The organism is Nostoc sp. T09 (assembly GCF_002154695.1).
Taxonomy (GTDB): domain Bacteria; phylum Cyanobacteriota; class Cyanobacteriia; order Cyanobacteriales; family Nostocaceae; genus Aulosira.
Genome location: NZ_MTAV01000002.1, coordinates 80,296 through 99,211 on the forward strand (window position 1 = coordinate 80,296; position 18,916 = coordinate 99,211).

The 18,916-nt window shown below is 41.5% G+C and carries 17 protein-coding genes; 2 read left to right on the plus strand and 15 right to left on the minus strand.

All coding sequences use genetic code 11. The annotated features are described in order from the left end of the window. Positions 1-43: 43 nt before the first annotated feature. The 7 genes from BV372_RS00790 to groES form a co-directional block, all read right to left on the minus strand. Positions 44-709: a Coq4 family protein gene (locus BV372_RS00790; protein ID WP_086681751.1), complete on the minus strand. Its 666-nt coding sequence runs from the start codon at positions 707-709 to the stop codon at positions 44-46. A 31-nt stretch (positions 710-740) separates the two neighbouring features. Further along, the gene (locus tag BV372_RS00795; RefSeq protein WP_086681755.1) at positions 741-1,055 is read right to left on the minus strand and encodes an urease subunit beta; all 315 of its coding nucleotides are present in this window, start codon (positions 1,053-1,055) and stop codon (positions 741-743) included. An 18-nt stretch (positions 1,056-1,073) separates the two neighbouring features. Beyond that, on the minus strand, positions 1,074-1,376 hold the full coding sequence (gene ureA / locus BV372_RS00800) for an urease subunit gamma (protein ID WP_086681758.1): 303 nt from the start codon (positions 1,374-1,376) through the stop codon (positions 1,074-1,076). Between the two features lie 22 nt (positions 1,377-1,398). Next, on the minus strand, positions 1,399-2,244 hold the full coding sequence (locus tag BV372_RS00805) for an urease accessory protein UreD (protein ID WP_086681761.1): 846 nt from the start codon (positions 2,242-2,244) through the stop codon (positions 1,399-1,401). Between the two features lie 150 nt (positions 2,245-2,394). Further along, complete coding sequence (locus BV372_RS00810) at positions 2,395-2,616, minus strand: hypothetical protein (protein WP_086681764.1); 222 nt, start codon at positions 2,614-2,616, stop codon at positions 2,395-2,397. A gap of 123 nt (positions 2,617-2,739) precedes the next feature. Then, a complete protein-coding gene (groL, locus tag BV372_RS00815; RefSeq protein ID WP_086681767.1) occupies positions 2,740-4,377 on the minus strand; it encodes a chaperonin GroEL in 1,638 nt (545 codons plus the stop codon). A gap of 101 nt (positions 4,378-4,478) precedes the next feature. After that, positions 4,479-4,790, minus strand: a complete 312-nt coding sequence (gene groES, locus BV372_RS00820; protein WP_086681770.1) for a co-chaperone GroES — start codon at positions 4,788-4,790, stop codon at positions 4,479-4,481. 336 nt (positions 4,791-5,126) lie between these two features. On the opposite strand from groES, the gene BV372_RS00825 reads away from it, so the two are divergent. Beyond that, positions 5,127-5,600, plus strand: a complete 474-nt coding sequence (locus BV372_RS00825; RefSeq protein WP_086681772.1) for a ferredoxin — start codon at positions 5,127-5,129, stop codon at positions 5,598-5,600. Positions 5,601-5,931: 331 nt separating this feature from the next. Then, positions 5,932-6,609 (plus strand): response regulator transcription factor, encoded by a 678-nt coding sequence (locus BV372_RS00830; protein ID WP_010997804.1) that lies wholly within the window; start codon positions 5,932-5,934, stop codon positions 6,607-6,609. A gap of 571 nt (positions 6,610-7,180) precedes the next feature. Here BV372_RS00830 and BV372_RS00835 read toward each other — a convergent pair. The 8 genes from BV372_RS00835 to BV372_RS00870 all read right to left on the minus strand — a co-directional run bounded on the left by BV372_RS00835 (position 7,181) and on the right by BV372_RS00870 (position 18,775). Beyond that, a complete protein-coding gene (locus BV372_RS00835) occupies positions 7,181-8,560 on the minus strand; it encodes an ATP-binding protein (protein ID WP_306298934.1) in 1,380 nt (459 codons plus the stop codon). Positions 8,561-9,039: 479 nt separating this feature from the next. Beyond that, positions 9,040-10,050: a chemotaxis response regulator protein-glutamate methylesterase gene (locus BV372_RS00840; RefSeq protein ID WP_086681779.1), complete on the minus strand. Its 1,011-nt coding sequence runs from the start codon at positions 10,048-10,050 to the stop codon at positions 9,040-9,042. Positions 10,051-10,053: 3 nt separating this feature from the next. Then, positions 10,054-12,435, minus strand: a complete 2,382-nt coding sequence (locus BV372_RS00845; RefSeq protein WP_086681783.1) for a hybrid sensor histidine kinase/response regulator — start codon at positions 12,433-12,435, stop codon at positions 10,054-10,056. Next, complete coding sequence (locus tag BV372_RS00850; protein WP_086681786.1) at positions 12,432-13,172, minus strand: chemotaxis protein CheW; 741 nt, start codon at positions 13,170-13,172, stop codon at positions 12,432-12,434. The genes BV372_RS00845 and BV372_RS00850 overlap by 4 nt, the downstream gene beginning before the upstream one ends. A 9-nt stretch (positions 13,173-13,181) precedes the next feature. Beyond that, complete coding sequence (locus tag BV372_RS00855; protein ID WP_086681789.1) at positions 13,182-14,852, minus strand: CHASE3 domain-containing protein; 1,671 nt, start codon at positions 14,850-14,852, stop codon at positions 13,182-13,184. A 55-nt stretch (positions 14,853-14,907) separates the two neighbouring features. Then, positions 14,908-16,617 carry a methyl-accepting chemotaxis protein gene (locus tag BV372_RS00860; protein ID WP_086681792.1) on the minus strand — a complete coding sequence of 570 codons (1,710 nt, stop codon included), beginning with the start codon at positions 16,615-16,617 and terminating at the stop codon, positions 14,908-14,910. 341 nt (positions 16,618-16,958) lie between these two features. Further along, positions 16,959-18,269: a protein-glutamate O-methyltransferase CheR gene (locus BV372_RS00865; RefSeq protein WP_086681795.1), complete on the minus strand. Its 1,311-nt coding sequence runs from the start codon at positions 18,267-18,269 to the stop codon at positions 16,959-16,961. A 38-nt stretch (positions 18,270-18,307) separates the two neighbouring features. After that, entirely contained in the window at positions 18,308-18,775 is a 468-nt protein-coding gene (locus BV372_RS00870) for a chemotaxis protein CheW (RefSeq protein WP_256973049.1), read from the minus strand. Positions 18,776-18,916 lie beyond the last annotated feature (141 nt).

An 18,916-nucleotide genomic window follows, 5' to 3' on the forward strand; every position in this document is an offset into this window, starting at 1 on the left:
TACTCCTCACAAACTGCAAATTCGGAATTTTGCCAGCTTCAAATCAACTGAATATTGGTTCAATTCCTAATTCAGTTCTCCATTGATATAAAGGCTTATCCCAGTGTTCTTCCCATTTTTGGGCAAATAATGGTTTTACTTTTGAACCCATCTTATATCCCAAAGTTATCTGCTCTAATAAATCAGGGAGAACATCTGGCGCTTTTATGAGTGTTAATAATAACGCAACTGCTACGAGCGCAACTGCTAAATTTCGCCGTGTCTGCGCTATTTCAAAAGCCTTAAGCCCTATTTCCCCCGGCCCATCAGTATTAAAACCTGTAATTACATGCCAAATATCATGAGTTTGCCGTGTGCGCAAAAGCACGTAACTAATATCATCCTCAACTTGGATTTGGCGATAAAAACCTGGATCAAAACCTGACTTTTTTATATATGAAGCATAGGCATATCCTAAACTGCCTTCTGGATATTGCAACAATTTTTCTATATCAGGAATTGGTGCAATATAACGTTCTTGGATTAGCTGGGCAACTTCAGGCTGAGTTTTGAGCCAATCTAGTACTAATGAATTCGCCTTAGTTTTACGTAACCCATCTTCAAGATCGTAAACATAGTCAAGATTACCAGGCTCTTTAAACAAACAAACCAGAGATTTCAATACAGTTTTTAAATCAGGGCTAATTCGTCGCTGTTGTGCTAGCAACATAGTAAATCCTGGATGAAGGTTTTAATCTATTTTAGGCCTGAGGCAGTTGTCCGTTAATTTTGGCGTTGAAACCGTAAACTTGGCGGCTACCAACTAAAGGAACTAACGTTACTTCTTTTTCATCGCCTGGTTCAAAGCGGACTGCGGTTCCGGCGGGAATATTGAGGCGCATTCCTCGTGCTTGTTCTCGGTCAAAGTTTAAGGCTGTATTGACTTCAAAAAAGTGAAAGTGTGAACCAACTTGTATGGGGCGATCGCCTGTATTTGATACTTGTAATTTTATAGTTTGACGACCAGTATTCAGTTCAATTTCTCCAGATGGTGTGATAATTTCCCCTGGAATCATACTTTGCTCCTTTGCAAATTAACGAATCGGATTATGCACTGTCACCAACTTTGTTCCATCAGGAAAAGTTGCTTCTACTTGCACTTCATGCACCATTTCCGGCACACCTTCCATGACATCCTCTCGTATTAACAAAGTTGTGCCATAACTCATTAATTCTGCGACGGTTTGCCCATCTCTTGCACCTTCTAAAATAGCAGCAGAAATATAGGCGATCGCTTCTGGATAATTTAATTTCAAACCTCTTTGCTTGCGTCTTTCTGCTAATAAAGCAGCAGTAAAAATTAACAACTTATCTTTTTCCTGCGGCGTAAGTTGCATTTCTTCCTCCTCTGCGGTTCATTTAAACCTGCCAAACTCTTGGTATGCAGCTACCACGACTCAAAAAATTAACCCGTAGCATCTGCCAAACAGCCGTAAACCAGTGTCGCACTTCAGATGACGAAGCACCGCGATATCTACATAAAAGTCCATGTTGTAGTAGCGTTACTCCCGCTTGTCCTGCACCATGCCATAAATTGCGAGCTTTTTCGACAATTTCTGCCGAAACTGGATTACCAACCCAAACTAGGCTACCCACTATTGGTTGTCCAGCCAAGCCGTGGGGACTGTAGAAAACTTCTTCGCTACCCGGTAAATATTGCCGATCAATCCACAAAGGAACACCTTGCTGCCAAATTTCGGTGTGCGATCGCCATTCTCCTTGCAAAAATTTCTCTCCTCTAGCACTGCGTCCCAATCGCGTAATTTCCCACCCTAACCAACTGGCTTCGGTTGCTAATTCTACCCGTAAATCTTGCCGATAAATTGCATTGTTAAACAAAATTGTTTCTTGGGGTAACCACTCCAAACAAGCGCCAGCATCTACTTTTATGTCGATAGTTTGTCTAGCTTGCTGTCCGTTACTGCGGTATATCTTACTCGCGGCTGCTGTAGTGATTAAAGCTTGTGCGTGGGGTTGGAGGTGGAAGTTGAGAGAAAGGCGATCGCCTCCCACCACTCCCCCAGCGGTATGTAAAATGACGCTGTGACAGACTTTTTCACCTTCTGGATAAAACGGACGCTGTACCTTCAGCGGTGCTTGCTGGTGGTTGTAAATTAGCTGGGTGGCATTTTTGCGATCGGCGTAGACTAAATTAAGTTTGCCATGCCAAGCATTAGAAACTTCTTTTTCGAGAATTTTACTCATTAATTTGGTTTAGCAGCAGGGGTAATAATCTCACGCAAAGGCGCAAAGACGCAAAGTCTTTTCTGAGATTTTTTATACGAAGCGGAAGATTAAGTATGTATGTTAATCAGCTATTGATTTTTTTGTAAAAAATACTGTGCTTGTTAGTTTTTATTGTCGCCAAACCTTGATTGGCATAGCTTGATATTTCTGGCGAATATATTTTGCTTCTTCATCTAAAGCTGATCTATATATTGATTGCAAGTCATAGCTTAACTGTTTGAGTTCAGCTTTCTGCAAGTAATAACCGGATTTATAAAGCTCTGCTTCTGCAAGCATCATTTTAGTTATGCTTGGATAGATGATAAAAGGCTCATCATCGCAATCTTCCAAAAATATATCTAATACTGGCGTTTTCTACTCTGTGTCCTCTGCGCCTCTGCGGTTCGATAAAACAAAAAAACAGCCACTTCCACAAGGGAAGCAGCTGTTTTGACAAATAGGGGCTATAGAGTATTAGTAATCAAAGTCGCCGCCACCCATGCCAGCACCACCAGCAGGAGCAGCATCTTTAGGTTCAGGCTTATCAACTACGATGCACTCGGTTGTCAACACCATACCAGCGATAGAAGCAGCGTTTTGCAGTGCAGAACGAGTTACCTTGGCGGGGTCAACGATACCAGCAGCAAACAAGTCAACGAATTCGTTGGTTGCAGCGTTGTAGCCAACGTTGAATTCTTTCTCTTTTACACGTTCAGCGATTACAGCACCATTCTGACCTGCGTTTTCAGCAATTCTCTTCAGAGGTGCAGGTAAAGCACGCGCAACAATCAACGCACCAGTTAACTCTTCACCGGTGAGGTTGCCGTTTGCCCACTCTTCCAATTGTGGAGTCAAGTGAGCCAGAGTTGTACCACCGCCAGGAACAATACCTTCTTCCACGGCAGCTTTGGTAGCGTTAATAGCGTCTTCTAAGCGCAGCTTCTTGTCCTTCATCTCAGTTTCGGTAGCTGCACCGACTTTCACAACTGCGACACCACCAGCTAACTTAGCGAGGCGTTCTTGCAGTTTTTCTTTGTCGTAGGAAGATTCGGTTTCGTCAATTTGACGACGGATTTGCTCAATCCGAGCCTTAACAGCAACTTCGTTACCTTCGGCAACAATTGTGGTGTTGTCTTTGGTAATAGTAATGCGGCGAGCTTTACCTAGGCTATCTAGCTTGGTGTTATCCAGCTTCAAACCAGCATCTTCAGTAACTAGCTGACCACCGGTGAGGATGGCGATATCTTCTAGCATCGCTTTGCGGCGATCGCCAAATCCGGGAGCCTTAACAGCAGCTACGTTCAGCACCCCGCGTAGGCGGTTAACTACCAAAGTTGCCAAAGCTTCTTTTTCAATATCTTCAGCGATGATCACCAAGGGACGACCAGCACGAGCTACTTGCTCAAGTACGGGTACGAGGTCTTGTACCAAAGCGATTTTTTTATCGGTCAACAGAATGAAAGGCTCATCAAAGACGGCTTCCATCCGTTCAGCATCGGTAGCGAAGTAAGGAGAGATATAGCCTTTGTCAAAGCGCATCCCTTCGGTGATTTCCAATTCGGTGGTCATGGATTTCCCTTCTTCTAGGGAAATTACGCCTTCCTTACCTACCTTGTCCATTGCTTGGGCAATCATCTGACCGACTTCTTCGTCGTTACCGGCGGAGATTGCACCAACTTGAGCAATAGCTTTGGAATCTTCTACGGGACGGGCATGTTCGGCAATTTTTTCTACTAGGAAGTTAGTAGCTTTGTCAATACCGCGCTTCAATAAAATTGCATTTGCGCCAGCAGCAACGTTCCGCAAGCCTTCTTTAACAATCGCGTGAGCCAAAACGGTGGCTGTGGTGGTACCATCACCCGCAGCGTCGTTGGTCTTAGAAGCAGCTTGGCGAATTAAAGACACGCCAGTATTTTCAACGTGGTCTTCTAATTCGATTTCTTTGGCAATGGTGACACCATCATTGACGATTTGCGGTGCGCCAAATTTCTTCTCTAGCACTACGTTACGACCTTTGGGGCCAAGGGTAACGGCCACAGCTTCAGCTAGGATGTCCATGCCTCGCTCAAGGGCACGACGGGCGTTTTCGTTGTAGATAATGCGCTTTGCCATAGGTGTCTAATTGAGGGAGTAAGTCAAATTTGTCTTTAAATTTTGGTAATAGATCGCTCTCGTATTGGGCACGATCGCCATGCCACAAGCACCAAGACCTATTAGCTCACAACTGCTAAAATATCTTTTTCAGAAAGCAGGACGTACTCTTCAGTGCCTAGCTTGACATCAGTGCCAGCATACTTGGAGTAAAGTACTTTGTCTCCGATTTTGATTTCTGGTTCTTGACGAGAACCGTCATCATTCCGCTTGCCAGGACCAAGGGCGACTACTTCCCCTACCTGGGGCTTTTCCTTGGCGGTGTCGGGCAAATACAGACCACCTGCGGTCTTTTCCTCAGAGGCGCTCACTTTCACGAAAACGCGATCGCCTAAAGGTTTAACTGTAGAAACGCTTAAAGATACAGCTGCCATATTAATTTCTCCAGAGTTAGCACTCTCAACTCCTGAGTGCTAATTTACCGAAGAGAAGCATACAATGGCAACAATTCTTGGTGTACGGGTTCCCGAACTAAGGGATTGGAAGATGGGGGAGAAGGGGGGCAAGGAAGACAAAGGACTCTTTACCCTTGAAGCTTGACCATTTTCATTCGTTATTTATGCAGGCTGTTCAAGCATATACTTAAGTATAAATACTTATTTATTTTAAATCTTCAGGTTATGTTGTGTAAGTTACGAATATTTTTATATGGACAAATTTATTTGCAAAGCGGGGAAATTGTTATAGAACTGTAATCAGGGAGCCGCTCGATGAGTAACAATACAGTGATCCAGTGCAGCCGTAAAATCCCCAAAACCACTAAATCTCTAGACAATAAAGCCCTGCGTAATTGTGTAGAAACTTTAGGACTTGCAAAGATTCAAAGACATATTTTTATTTGTGCCGATCAGACAGTTGCCAACTTCTGCTCAAAACAAGCTAGTCTGGAATCCTGGGAATACTTAAAAAAGCGATTGCAAGAGCTAAAACTCGACCAGTCGCAAAACAGTCGTCCCATTTGCTTCTCTAGAACTAAAGCCAATTGCTTGCGAGTTTCTTGTTCTAGACCGATAATGATGGTTTACCCGGATGGTGTCTGGTATCGTCAAGCAAACCCGGAAGTGATTGAGCGGATCATCCAAGAACACTTGATAGGCATAATGGTGGTTGAAGAATATGCATTTTTAACCCATCCTTTGCCAGAAACTTCTCTGGTTGCTTGTGAACATCTGATAGCGGCTTAACATCCAAAGGATATCGTATTAAGTAGTAAGTGCTCTGAAGCGGTGGTTGGTTTTGAGCTAGGGTCATCTTCAGCCAATACTGAACCTGTGAATCGGAAGGATTATTATTTAATCAGCGTTTTTTCACCCGCCACTTTCAAAGCGATATATAATAACGCATTATAAGTTACTACTGCTCTACGTATCCTTACTGGACTATTGCCTATATGCTAGTAGTCTTCTAAACTGTGGTTATCACTGATAAGAATTTCAACAAGCACAGGCAAGTTAAGTGGAAAAAAAGACAACATCTCAAATAATCCACCATAGAGGATAAATATACAAGACCTTGATGGACCGAAGCGCGACAAGTGCCACTGCTATGAAAGAGCCCAGCATGAAAGATCACAAACGACTTCTACTGATTGATGATGACCCTAACCTCATCTTGCTGGTGAAGGATTACTTGGAATTCCGGGGATATGAAGTCATCACCGCTGAAAACGGACGAGAAGCTCTGGAAATTTTAGAGCATGATGTTCCAGATATGATTATCTGCGACGTGATGATGCCGGAAATGGACGGATACACTTTTGTAGAACAAGTCCGGCAAAATGAACGTACTAGCTGGATTCCTGTTCTATTCCTTTCAGCTAAGGGACAAAGTGCAGACCGAGTTAAAGGTCTGAATAAAGGTGCTGACGTCTATATGGTCAAGCCCTTTGAACCAGAAGAACTCGTAGCGCAAGTAGAATCTTCGCTAAAGCAAACTATCCGTTGGAAAGAACACCAAGCAAAAGGAGGAGAAAATGGTTCCCGCATCCAGGTTCCCTTCGATGTGCAGTTAACTCCAACCGAACTGAAAGTAGTACAGTTTGTAGCGAGAGGTTTAGCTAACCGGGAAATTGCCGAAGAATTAAATGTCAGCCAGCGTACCGTTGAAAGCCACGTGTCCAATATGTTGGGCAAAACAAATCTCCACAACCGCACTGAACTAGCGCGGTGGGCGATTGAAAATCAAATGGCTTAAATAACTATCAGCATTCAGCCGTCAGCTTTTAACTGTTTAATGACTGCTGATAGCTGATAGTTTGATTGGTACGCGTCTGTTCTCAAGATGAATTGGCGCAAAATTTCTCAATTCATATAAATCCTTGCATCTATTTGCAAAGATGATGAATGATGAATTGTGAAACTCAGGATTGAATTTCATCACTTTCTAACTTCATCATTCATAACTAAAAATAGAGTCCGTGCTCCCTGATACTGGTAAAACTACCATTTTGCAGAAGCTTTCCTGCGCCTCTCTACTCCTTAGGTAAATTGGTAAGTTTGCTTCTAGGCTGTAATAGGTATTCCATCGCTTCACAGTAGCTGGTTCTACTTCCTCACAAAACAACGGCTGTTTTTGGATATTAGGAAAGTAGAAAGGGCGTTCAACTTAGGGTAAAAGATCAGGCTGATATACCCTGGTGGTTCCTCCTCAGTCAGCCCCTCGCTTGCTTGTAGATAATTCAGGGTACGCATCTCCTCACCTGAATCGCACCATGAAATTTAGCAAGCGAGTATTTCTTTCATAAGTTATTGAGCGCAAATTTAGTTTAGCTAGCTAATGCTATAGGAATCTCAATAGCAAATTCTGTTCCGGATTCAGTCCGGGATGTTAAATGAATATTTCCATGATGATTCTCAATAATTTGATAGCTAATTGCTAATCCTAACCCCGTTCCTTTATTAACAGCTTTAGTTGTAAAGAAAGGATCGAATATTTTACTTTGTATTTCTGAAGCAATTCCAGGCCCATTATCTCTAATGGCGACTCTAACTTGATGAAAACTAATAGTTTCAGTTTGAATAATAATCTGTTTTTGAGTTTGTGCCTTCTGTTCTAGTAAAGCATCAATAGCATTACTGAGGATATTCATGAATACCTGATTGAGTTGGGCTGGATAACATTCAATTAGCGGTAAGTCTCCATATTGCCTATTAATTTCAATTCCCTGCTTAAGACGATGGCTCAAAATTAATAAAGTACTTTCAATACCTTCATGAATATTTACAGCTTTCTTTTCTGCTTGGTCAAGCCGGGAGAAGTTCCGTAAAGACAACACAATTTCACGGATACGATCGCTGCCTATTTTCATTGATGAAAGTATTCTAGGTAAGTCATCAATAATAAAATCAAGATTGATTTCGGTAGTTTTATCTTGGATCGCCAGGGTGGAATCTGGATATTCTTGTTGATATAGTTCAATTAAATTTAAAAGAGATTGGACATAGCTATTTAGAGGGCTTAAATTTCCTTGAATAAAGTTAATCGGATTATTAAGCTCATGGGCTAAACCTGCAACCATCCGACCTAAACTGGACATTTTTGCAGTTTGAATTAATTGGGCTTGAGTGTTTTGTAATTCTTGTAAAGTATTCTCTAGTTGCCGTGCTTGCTGTTGGGCTTTGTTAGTTGTAAGAGTGAGGGTTTTGAGGTTACTGTATGCTTTTGAATGGTAACGGATACGAGCAATCAGCTCGACTGCATCAGGTAGCTTAATCAGATAGTCGTTTGCACCCTCAGCAAAAGCGTCTGCTTTCAGTTTTGGTTCTTCTTTGCCGGATAGCATGACAATAGGAATATCATGGGTGACTGGATGAGATCTAAACCACCGTAGTAGCATTAACCCATCTATTTCAGGCATTACCATGTCTAGAAAAATAACTGTTGGCTTAATTGAAATAGCTTTTTGGATTGCTTGAGTCGGGTCATTGAGATAATGAACAGCAATGTCTGCTTCATTTGCCAGAATTCGAGAAACTGCTTCACCAATAATTATCTGATCGTCGATTAAAAGCAGCGTTACTGGATCTGTGTTGAAATCTAAAGATTTACTATCAGATGTAGGAGTCCTGATTAGCCTTAAATTACGTAATGAATGTTTTATCTTACCTACTATTTGTGGAATTGCTTGCGTTTGTAATCTCATCATAAATTCACTATTTTTTAGTTGAAAATCTAGAAAATATACAATTTCTACGTTGAATATTTTTGATGTACTAATTTTAGCTTTAGAAAATTGATGTATAATTTTTTTGTAGTAATTTGTAAAATAATAAAGACTGATATTCTCATAGAAAATTAAGTAATTACTATAGCAATCTCAATCATGCATGAGAAGTTAAACTGTTGGAAGGCTTATAAACAAGGAATTTGCATCTAAGTGATTCTCACATTTAAATTAAATTGCTCTAGTCTTTTAGATTAAAATAATATTTTTCAGTATATTTACTCTGTCAAAAATTATTTATTTGCATTAGTCACAGTTAGATTATTATTTAAAATACTGCAAGAAAATATGATGGTAAAAATCCAAATATTGATATGAACTAAACCTTGGAAAATTTAGGATTAATGTTAATAGTTTGGAAAGTCCTAGGAGCAATTTAAGTATATAGTTGTATTGAAAAATTACTTACTTGAGAAAAGCTTTCGCCTACAAGCTGATGCGATCGCCTCCAGGGGTAAAATCTCTACCGCCGCTTCTAATTCCGCAGCTGCCTTGGGCATACCATAAACAATGCAAGTTTTGGCATCTTGAGCAATAGTATGCCAACCTGCTTCCCGCAAGAGTTTTAAACCTTGAGCACCATCACGCCCCATACCAGTAAGCAGTATGCCAATTCCTGGTTTTTTCCAATGAGTAGCCACACTTTTGAAGAAGACATCGACTGATGGATGATAGAAACTATCTAGAGGTTGTTGTTGATAGACAAGAGTGCGATCGCTACGCATGACAAGATGATGATTTGTGCCAGCGATCAGAATTTTTCCTGGCTGTGGCGAAGTTCCAGGAATTGCCAGCTGCACTGATAAAGGTATTTGCTCATCTAACCACATGGCCAAACCTTCAGCAAATTGGGCATCTATATGCTGCACAATCACCACAGCTGCATGAAAGTCTTGGGGAAACTGTGCCAGAATAGTTGCCAATGCCTGGGGGCCTCCTGTAGAAGAACCGATAATAATTAAAGGCGAGAGTGATTCTTGGTAGTAGTCAGGTTGGTGCGATCTCGGTGGTGAAGATTTGCCAATCAGTCTGGCAATAGTCGCAATTTTATTTAGTAACCCAGTGCTACCTTCTGTTTGTTGCCCATTACCTAAAGCTGGAGTATTAATCGCATCTAAAGCACCATATCCCATAGCTTCAAAAACTTTGGCTGCATAGCGATTCACACTAGCAGTCACCAGAAGAATTGCACAGGGAGATTGAGTCATGATCTGTCGTGTGGCTTCGACTCCATCCATGCTGGGCATGATGATATCCATCAAAATTAAATCAGGAGTATCTGCTAAACACTTGCTGACAGCTTCCACACCATCGTAAGCAACCCATACCAATTTGTATTCTGGGACTTTCGCCACCACTCGTCGCAGCGCTTCTACTGCTATGACTGTATCGTTAACAATACCAATTCTCACTGCTTAAGCCTCTCCAATCAAATCAATAACAGCTTTTAACAAGGTGCGATCTTGAAAACTACTTTTGGTCAGATAGTAGTCTGCGCCCACTTCTAAACCTTGCAGTCGGTCTTCTTCTCGGTCTTTATAAGAAACGATAATCACAGGTTTATTTTTCAATTTCCCATGAGTTTTAATTTGACTAGTCAGTTCAAAGCCATTCATGCGGGGCATATCAATATCTGTAATCACCAAATCGTAGTCAGTACTGCGGATTGCATTCCACCCATCCATACCATTAACTGCGACTTCCACTTTGTAACCGTTATTTTCCAGAAGTTTGCGTTCCATTTCTCTAACGGTTATCGAATCATCAACAACTAAAATACGTTTGTAGTTTTTGTTAGCAGCTTGTTGGTGAGACTGATTTACCTGGCTAAGTTGCCCACTAGAAAGCAATTTGGCAATGGAACGTACTATATCTTCAACATCGACAATCAACACAGTGGAACCATCATCCATCAAAGCCGCAGCACTAATGTTAGGAACTTTGCCCAAGCGCGGATCTAGGGGTCTGACAACTAAACTGCATTCAGTGAGAAATTTATCTACAACTAATCCGTAACAACTGAGGCGATCGCTAATCACAATGACACTGAGAAAATCTGGATTGACGGCACGCGTTGGTAAATCAAACACTTGATGTGCGGATATCAACCCAACTGAGCGATCGTTAAGCATAAAAAACGGTTGATTTTCCGAGAGGGCAACTTCAGATTTCGGCAGCATTACCAACTGATCGATCCGCGCCAGTGCAAATGCGTATGGTTCTCCGGCAATTTCCACCAGTAGAGTCCGAATCACCGAAAGAGTTAGAGGTAATTGCAAGTAAAAAGTCATACCTTTTCCTGGGCTGGAAACGGCTCGCAGAGTTCCACCAACTTCTCGGATCGTGCTGTGTGCTACATCTAGCCCGACGCCCCGGCCGGAAATTTCAGTTACAGACTGTGCTGTTGAAAAACCAGGTAAAAACAGAAATTCCATCAACTCTGCTTCGGTGAGATGTGCAGCCATTTCGGCATGAGTTAATTTTTTTCTGACAACCTCCTGACGCAAAAACTCTAACTCGATTCCCCGACCATCATCTGCAACAGTGATTGACAACATACCAGCACGATGTATGACTTCGATGCGGATAGTTCCTTCTTCTGGTTTTCCAACTGCCAAACGCTCTTCGGGCGATTCGATACCATGATCGATGGCATTCCGCAAAACATGCGTGAGAGGAGCTTCTAGACGTTCGAGAATATCTCGATCTACTAAGGTAGACTTGCCAATAATTTCTAGCTTGACTCGTTTACCCAATTGTCTGCCCAAATCTCGCACCATGCGCGGAAAGCCTTGCCCCCCATCAGTAAATGGGCACATATGAGTGGCGATCGCTTGCCGATAAAGACGATCTGCAAGGTTAGCGGAGCGTTGGCAAAAAAGTTCTAGCTCGTTATGGCGATCGCTCAATAGTTGACGGCATTCTGTGGCTGTTTGACGTGCCATACCTAACTGCTCTTCAATTTGCCGAGTTAAATGGTGGTCTCCTAATAATTCATGTAACCGATCTAATAGACTCGATAAGTTGCTTTGGCTAGCTTTGGCTTTAAGTAAAGAGTCAGAAAATGTCTCTAACCACTTGGTTTCAACTAGTGACTCTCCTGCTAATCCCATCAAGCGGTTGAGATTTTCTGCACTCACCCGCACAGCTCGGTTTTGCATAGTATCTGCTTTCTCGATAGCTGGCAAGACCGGAAGCGGGGTGGTAGCAGGTTCTAAAGTTGGGGAGGGTGGCTGCGGTAGTGGGGGAGCAATAGACATTTGTCCGGGATCGCTTTTACCCCACACTCCTAAATGTTCCTCTAGTTTCGGTGCGGTGGTTGGCTCCGTTATCAAGGTAGTTGGCACTTCCACGGTTGCAATATTGCTAGATAGAGCAGGAGTATTTTGGGGCTGTAGGATATTGGCGATCGCACTCACCAGCGATTGAATGCTGCCATCTTCAGGCAAAGACGGTTCTGGATTGCCATCACAAGCTTCAGCTATCTGCACCAGCATATCTACCCCTTGCAGCAAGACATCAATGTGAGCTGTGCTTAAGGTAATTCTTCCCTCCTGAGCTGCAACAAAGCAGTCTTCCATCACATGGGCAAGAATAACCACTGCATCGAGTTGGACAATTTTTGCGGCTCCTTTGATAGAGTGAGCTGCCCGCATTAAGGCTGCTAGTTCTTCTTGAGGCTGGGGTTTGCTTTCTAGCGCCAATAGGCGATCGTTTAAAACGATAACCTGGGCTTTAACTTCCATGCTGAATAAATCCAGCAAGGAAAACTTGCTGAAATCTTGGTCTTTTGTCATTGCAACACTTTCTTACTAAGGCTGGTGAATAATAATTCATCATCTAAATAGCTCAAGCTGCGCGATCGCCAGTGAAAGAAGCCTTTGGCGTAGGTTTGAGTGCCTGATGTGAGGCTGTTGGGCGCATCTCGTAATTCATCTCGATGAAATCGGTGTACCCCGTAGAGTTCATCAACAGCAAAAACCCAAGTGCTGCCTGCTTTTTCCACTACTACTATGCGTGAATAAACTATCGGGCTGAGTGCTTCAGGTGGGGTATCGGTTACTTCTAAATTCAGCAGATTGCTTAACGAGATACACAATTGCAGCTCGCCTCGGATATTCATCAATCCCCGCAGAATTTGGTTACTGCGATGGGGTAGGGTATGAATTGGACTAGGTGAGGTTGTTTCTTTAAAGACTTGAGCAGGAAGTGCTAGCCATTCCCGTTGTAACCGAAAGATTACGACCGCCAGAGTTTCTGTGGCTGGTAAAACGTAAGATTGTACATGGGAATGTTCAACAGATGTAAGTAACTTACTCTCGGTTCCTGCTCTTTTTTGGGCGAGTAACTCAGTCCATTCATGGCGATAGTTTTCTGGGATGACGCGCTCTAGTAAATGGCGTCCCGCCGTTGAGTAAACAGGACAGTTACGGCAGTGGGTGAAAGTGGATAATTCCGGGCAAGAGCGATCGCCCCCAATACCTATAGCATTCCAGCAACGCTCAATATTACTACTGTAGGTGTCGGTATCCATATTGACAAATTAAGCGTTTTGATGAATTGGGGCTGGAGACGAAATATCCTCAACTTTGACGCGAAAACGGGCAGTCTCTTGACGCAAACCTTGAGCAACTTGGTTAAGTTGGGCGATCGCATGATTGATTTCTCGCAGCGTATCTGATGTTTGTATGGATGTTCCACTCAATTGCATCATGGCATCACTGATTTGCTGCGCTCCTTGAGACTGGGCTTCCATACCTTGATTCACTGCATCAAACCTTGGAGTTAAATCCTGTACTTGATTGATAATTTGGGTGATTTGAGTGCTGATCCTGGCAACATCTGCCACGCTGTGACCTACTTCTGTGGCAAACTTGTCCATTTCCATGACGCCTGTGGATACTGACGATTGCATCTGCTTGACCATCTTTTCGATATCCAGGGTAGCGATCGCTGTTTGATCGGCTAGACGACGAATTTCTCTAGCAACTACTGCAAAACCTAAGCCATACTCACCAGCTTTCTCGGCTTCAATCGCGGCATTTAATGATAAAAGATTGGTTTGGTCGGCAACTTTGCTAATTGTGACGACGATACTGTTAATGTTGTTAGCGTTTTCACTAATTGCCCCCAGCCTGGCTGCGATCGCATTTGTGGTTTCTGCCAGTTGACGCATATTTGTTTCCATCCGCAACAAGTCTTTTTGGCTATTACTAGCTGCTATGGTTGTAGATTGCGACATATCCGCTACTTCTTCCATTGTTTTTACCAGTTCTATAGAGGTGGCAGATATCTCTTTAGCAGCTGCGGCAACTTCACTGGTAGAGGCTACCTGTTCGGTAATTGTTGCCTCTAATTGCTTACCTGATGATGCTATTTGGGTACCTGAAGATGTTACCTGTAAGCTAGATTGCTGTACTTGCCGAATCAAAAGGTTGAGGCTCTGTGCCATATTTTTGAGTGTAGCCATTAGCTTTCCAATTACATCTTTTGATGTCACTTCAAAATCAACGGTTAAATCACCAGTGGAAACCTTCTCTGCCAAAATAAAAGCGTTCTGTAATGAACGATTTAAAGCTCTCCCAGGAATCAGGATAATTGCTAGTGAAACTACTACTACTGTGATGACAATACAGATAAAACTTCCCCAAGTAACCATATTCGACAAATTTTGAATTTGATTAACTTGCTTTTGCCTTTCTTCGAGATTTTGCTCTTCTAATTGCAGCATCTCTTCAAGTTTACGCCTGATTTCATCCATAATATTTTTACCTTTATCTGAAAGAACTACAATTAATAATTCCTTCTCTTTACCCTGTTTTTTGAATCTGATTGTTCCCTCTAACTCCTGAATTTTTTCCTGGGCTAAATCTTCAATAAAACTTATTTTTTTATCTTTAAAATTATCATTTCTAAATACTTTGTGTAATTCGTCAAACTTATCATTTAATTTAACTTTAGCCTTGTTAAAAGGTTCTAAATATCTTTCTTGTTTTGTGATGATAAACCCACGTTGACCTGTTTCAGCATCGACTAAAATTTTCTCTAAATCTTTCAAGCCTGTCTTCAAGGCATAAGTTTGATTGACTAAATTGGCAGTTTCTATAAGTTCTTGATTCGTTCTGTTGCTAAAAAAAGTGGTAACGCATGACAATATAATTATTAATCCGCAACCACCTAGTACAAAATGATTAATTTTTAGTCCTTGTTGCATATATTTGTAATGTTATTTAAAACAAATTAATGAATTATATACGGTTTTTTATAAATCAACATAAATCAGCAGAATTATTTGAAATCCTGTATAACTGTTTGCTCAAGTCAATCTGGTTGGTAGATAAACTCTCATCCTTAACTTTGAAACGGGTAGTCTCTTGGCGCAAACCTTGAGCAACTTTATTAAGCTGGGCGATCGCCTGATTAATGTCTCTCAAAGAAGCTGCTGTTTGCACAGATGTATTGCTCAACTGTGTCATAGCATCACTAATTTGTTGCGCGCCTTGAGATTGGGTTTCCATCCCCTGGTTAACGGCTTCAAATCTTGGTGTCAAATCTTGGACTTGCTCAATAATTTGCCCCACCTGAGTACTAATATTGGCTACATCTTCTACACTCTGCCCTACTTCTGCGGCAAACTTGTCCATTTCCATGACACCTGTAGATACTGAAGATTGCATTTGTTTGACCATCTGTTCAATATCAAGAGTAGCGACAGCAGTTTGATCGGCTAGACGGCGAATTTCTCTAGCTACCACGGCGAAACCTAAACCATACTCACCAGCTTTCTCAGCTTCAATCGCCGCATTTAGTGACAATAGATTGGTTTGGTCTGCCACTTTGGTAATTGTGACAACGATATTATTGATATTGTTAGCTTTTTCACTAATCACCCCAAGTCTAGCCGCGATGGAATTAGTTGCTTCTGCTAGTTGGCGCATAGTAGCTTCCATTCGCAGTAAATCTTTTTGACTATCGCTAGCACCTATGGTTGTAGTTTGCGACATGACAGCAACTTCTTCCATAGTTCTTACTAATTGTCTAGAAGTGGTAGAAATTTCTTTGGCTGCTGCTGTCACCTCATTTGTTGAGGCTACCTGTTCAGTCATTGTCGCTTCTAATTGCTTACCTGATGCTGCTATCTGGGTAGCTGAAGAAGTCGCTTGGATACCAGAGTGCTGCACTTGACGAATCAGCATATTTAAATTCTGAGTCATGCTTTGGAAAGCGTTAAGTAACTGCCCAACTTCGTCTTTACTGTTGGACGTACTTTCGACCACAGATTGAGTTAAATCGCCAATAGAAATTTTTTCTGCTGCTTGTACAGCTTTAGCAATTCTAGATCCTAAAAACTGGGTAATTAAAAATGTAGTACTACTAGCAACCAATAAAGATGATACTGATGCAATAACAGCCGCTAAACTTAAGAAACCTATAGATATTTTGGTGGAAGAGATACTTTTATCCAATATTTCTTTTTCTGTTGTTTCAAAGTCATTACATACTTCTTCAAAATTATTAGTAATATCTTTAGCTTTATCAAAAAAACTTTCAACATCATCTTTATTTTTATGAATATTGCCTGGATTTTTGTTTACTGTTGCTTTTTTGAGAGAATCGTATGCATCATGTAATTGTTGCATTTTCTTCAATCTCTCTTTTTGTCTAGCATCTTCAACTACACTAGTTGCCAGATCCCAAGCTTGTTGAAATCTTTGCTGATCTTTGGTATATAAATCTAGAGCATCTTGATTAACTTGATAATCAATTACATAACGACGCATTCGTCTATCCATATCCAGTAAACTAACCTGAACACGATTTTTTCCAGTAAGAGCAGTTTGTGAATTATTAACCTGCCTAAATGTTTGCCATATTTGGTTAGATGTAAGATAAACCATGATACTAAAACTAATCATTAGAACTGTTGGTATGGAAAATCCTAGTAATGTTAAATCTTTAATTTTCCAACTTTTCATCATCTAATTGTTCCTAAGTTTTGGGATTAACTTAAACTTAAATGCTATTGAGTTAATGCACATTTAACTTACATTTTCTTGATTTTGGAGAAAAAGCGTCAATTCTTCTCCAGCCAACCCTTGATACACTATTCGCTACAAGTCAGCCGAAAAACCCCACCTAAGGCGCTGGCTCCCCTTGCTATCTAATATGTGCAAGTAAGTGTGTGACAGCTTAATTTAGTACTGGTTATTGAAAATGCCTGTATCTGCAAGAGTTCCCATTTCAACTATGAGATCACCAGATTGTTAATAAAAAATAGAAAACTTTATTATTATTTATATTATTTTGCAGTAAGCTCTAGCTAAGTTTCAGTTTGATTTTGCAGTCGATGAATGCGTTGCCAAAGAAGATTGGCTCTGACTATATCCCCCTGGTGTTCTCTAAGTAATGCCAGATGAGTAAGCGCTTTTTCGTGAGTAGGTTGTAGATAGATTGCTTTTTGGAAAGATTCCGCAGCTTGCTCATTCTGAGCGATCGCTTGTTGTGCTTCACCTAGCAGAACATAAGCCTCTACACTCGCTCGATTATGGCTGAGATAGTACTTGCACATTTGAATCGCTTCATTTAAGCAGCCTTGATTAGCTAGAACTTTGGCTTGTTCTAGCAAGTTCTGTGTGGAATCTTGAAATGGCTTAATCGGTTGTTTTGTAGAGGGGTGAGGTGGTTGCGTAGGCTTTTGATCTACAAGCAATTGTTTTCGAGAAGTTGGATCTAACCCTCGAACTCTTTCGCCCTTGGCGTTCCTGTTCGACGTAATCGTAGGCGCGGGGTCGGATCGGGCTTGTGGTGAGACATCACTCTTTGCTGATTGTGGAGAAACAGCTAACTTGCGATAGGCAAATGCTAAAGGGTGAGGAACCATAACAAACTGTGAGTTAAGCAATACCCCAGCTTCCGCGTTACCGACAAATAACAAACCATTTTGGCTTAATAATTTTTCTAGAACGCGAATGGTGCGTTTTTTGGTATCGCGGTCAAAGTAGATTAACAGGTTACGGCAGAAAATCGCATCGTAAGATGTTGTTCCAGCCAGAAAATCTGGATTGACTAAGTTTCCTTGGCTAAAATTTACCATCTGTCTGACTTGTTCACTTAGCTGATATCCAGCTGGAGTTTCTTGGAAATAGCGAACTTGAAAGGAGATTGGACAACCACGAAATGAGTATTTGTCATAAATTGCCCGTTGGGCAGTTGCAAGGCATTTGTTGCTAATATCAACAGCATCAATGTGCAAGTTAGCCGCACTCAATCCTGCTTCTAAAGCAGCGATCGCAATTGAGTAAGGCTCCTCACCCGTTGAACAAGGTACACTTAAAATCCGCAGTACAGGTTTTGGTTGAGTTGCTAACCATTCAGACATGACATATTGCTGCAAACACTTCAATGACTCCGGTTGGCGGAAAAACCAAGTTTCTGGAACAATTACACTGTCAATAAGTGCTTGCCATTCTTGAGGAGATTGCTGTAAATGCTGCAAATAGCCTGCTATACCCGTAATTTTACAAGCTACCATTCGTTGAGCAATGACATTGGCGATCGCACCGGAACCAATTGAGTTTGCATCTAACCCAATCTTCCGTTTCAGTAAGGCCTCGCCGTCAGAATATGTCATTTATTTAGCGATGCGTTATTAGTTTTATGCTGCGAAATTCAATTGCTAGGTAAAAGATAAACTTGTTCTGTCTCTGACAACAAGCCCTCAATCCGCAGACACTGAATCATGCCTTGATCGTCTACGATCATCTTACCCAAGTAAGGCGCTGTACCTATTTGGATGTTGACATCCACTAAATCCAAATCTGATTTGTGCAAGGTTTCTACAACCCTTTCTGCCATCAAACCCAAAATATAGGGAGTTTGAGGTTTCAAGCCAGAGTCGCTGTGCTCACCTTGATAATTAACTAGAACGATCCTAGTACTTAAATAATCACGGCTGCGTTTACCATGCAGTAACTGACACAAATCAATAACTGGTACAATTTGTCCCCGATAGTTAAAAACACCAGCAAAATAATCAGGTTTATGGGGAAGGGTTTTGAGGTTGACAAGCGGTACCACTTCTACTACTTGTTCGCTTGCCAAAGCGTAGCGTTCATTCTCGATCCAGAACAGCAACATTAACATCAATTTACCTCACCCAGCCTGCAAAAGAGTATTTTCCCTCTCAAGATAGCTGCAAGATACCGGAAGTGAAAACCCTATTTTTGTTAAGATGTCTGTCTCGATTAATTATTCTAAAAACTATATGTTAGTTTGCCC

Excerpts from the sequence above, each read along its gene's own strand:
- BV372_RS00830 (WP_010997804.1), top strand. The coding sequence starts at position 5,932 with ATGGACCGAAGCGCGACAAGTGCCACTGCTATGAAAGAGCCCAGCATG.
- groL (WP_086681767.1), bottom strand. The coding sequence starts at position 4,377 with ATGGCAAAGCGCATTATCTACAACGAAAACGCCCGTCGTGCCCTTGAG.
- ureA (WP_086681758.1), bottom strand. The coding sequence starts at position 1,376 with ATGCAACTTACGCCGCAGGAAAAAGATAAGTTGTTAATTTTTACTGCT.
- BV372_RS00835 (WP_306298934.1), bottom strand. The coding sequence starts at position 8,560 with ATGATGAGATTACAAACGCAAGCAATTCCACAAATAGTAGGTAAGATA.
- BV372_RS00860 (WP_086681792.1), bottom strand. The coding sequence starts at position 16,617 with ATGATGAAAAGTTGGAAAATTAAAGATTTAACATTACTAGGATTTTCC.
- BV372_RS00805 (WP_086681761.1), bottom strand. The coding sequence starts at position 2,244 with ATGAGTAAAATTCTCGAAAAAGAAGTTTCTAATGCTTGGCATGGCAAA.
- BV372_RS00795 (WP_086681755.1), bottom strand. The coding sequence starts at position 1,055 with ATGATTCCAGGGGAAATTATCACACCATCTGGAGAAATTGAACTGAAT.
- groES (WP_086681770.1), bottom strand. The coding sequence starts at position 4,790 with ATGGCAGCTGTATCTTTAAGCGTTTCTACAGTTAAACCTTTAGGCGAT.
- BV372_RS00845 (WP_086681783.1), bottom strand. The coding sequence starts at position 12,435 with ATGACAAAAGACCAAGATTTCAGCAAGTTTTCCTTGCTGGATTTATTC.
- BV372_RS00850 (WP_086681786.1), bottom strand. The coding sequence starts at position 13,172 with ATGGATACCGACACCTACAGTAGTAATATTGAGCGTTGCTGGAATGCT.
- BV372_RS00825 (WP_086681772.1), top strand. The coding sequence starts at position 5,127 with ATGAGTAACAATACAGTGATCCAGTGCAGCCGTAAAATCCCCAAAACC.
- BV372_RS00855 (WP_086681789.1), bottom strand. The coding sequence starts at position 14,852 with ATGCAACAAGGACTAAAAATTAATCATTTTGTACTAGGTGGTTGCGGA.
- BV372_RS00870 (WP_256973049.1), bottom strand. The coding sequence starts at position 18,775 with ATGTTGCTGTTCTGGATCGAGAATGAACGCTACGCTTTGGCAAGCGAA.
- BV372_RS00790 (WP_086681751.1), bottom strand. The coding sequence starts at position 709 with ATGTTGCTAGCACAACAGCGACGAATTAGCCCTGATTTAAAAACTGTA.
- BV372_RS00865 (WP_086681795.1), bottom strand. The coding sequence starts at position 18,269 with ATGACATATTCTGACGGCGAGGCCTTACTGAAACGGAAGATTGGGTTA.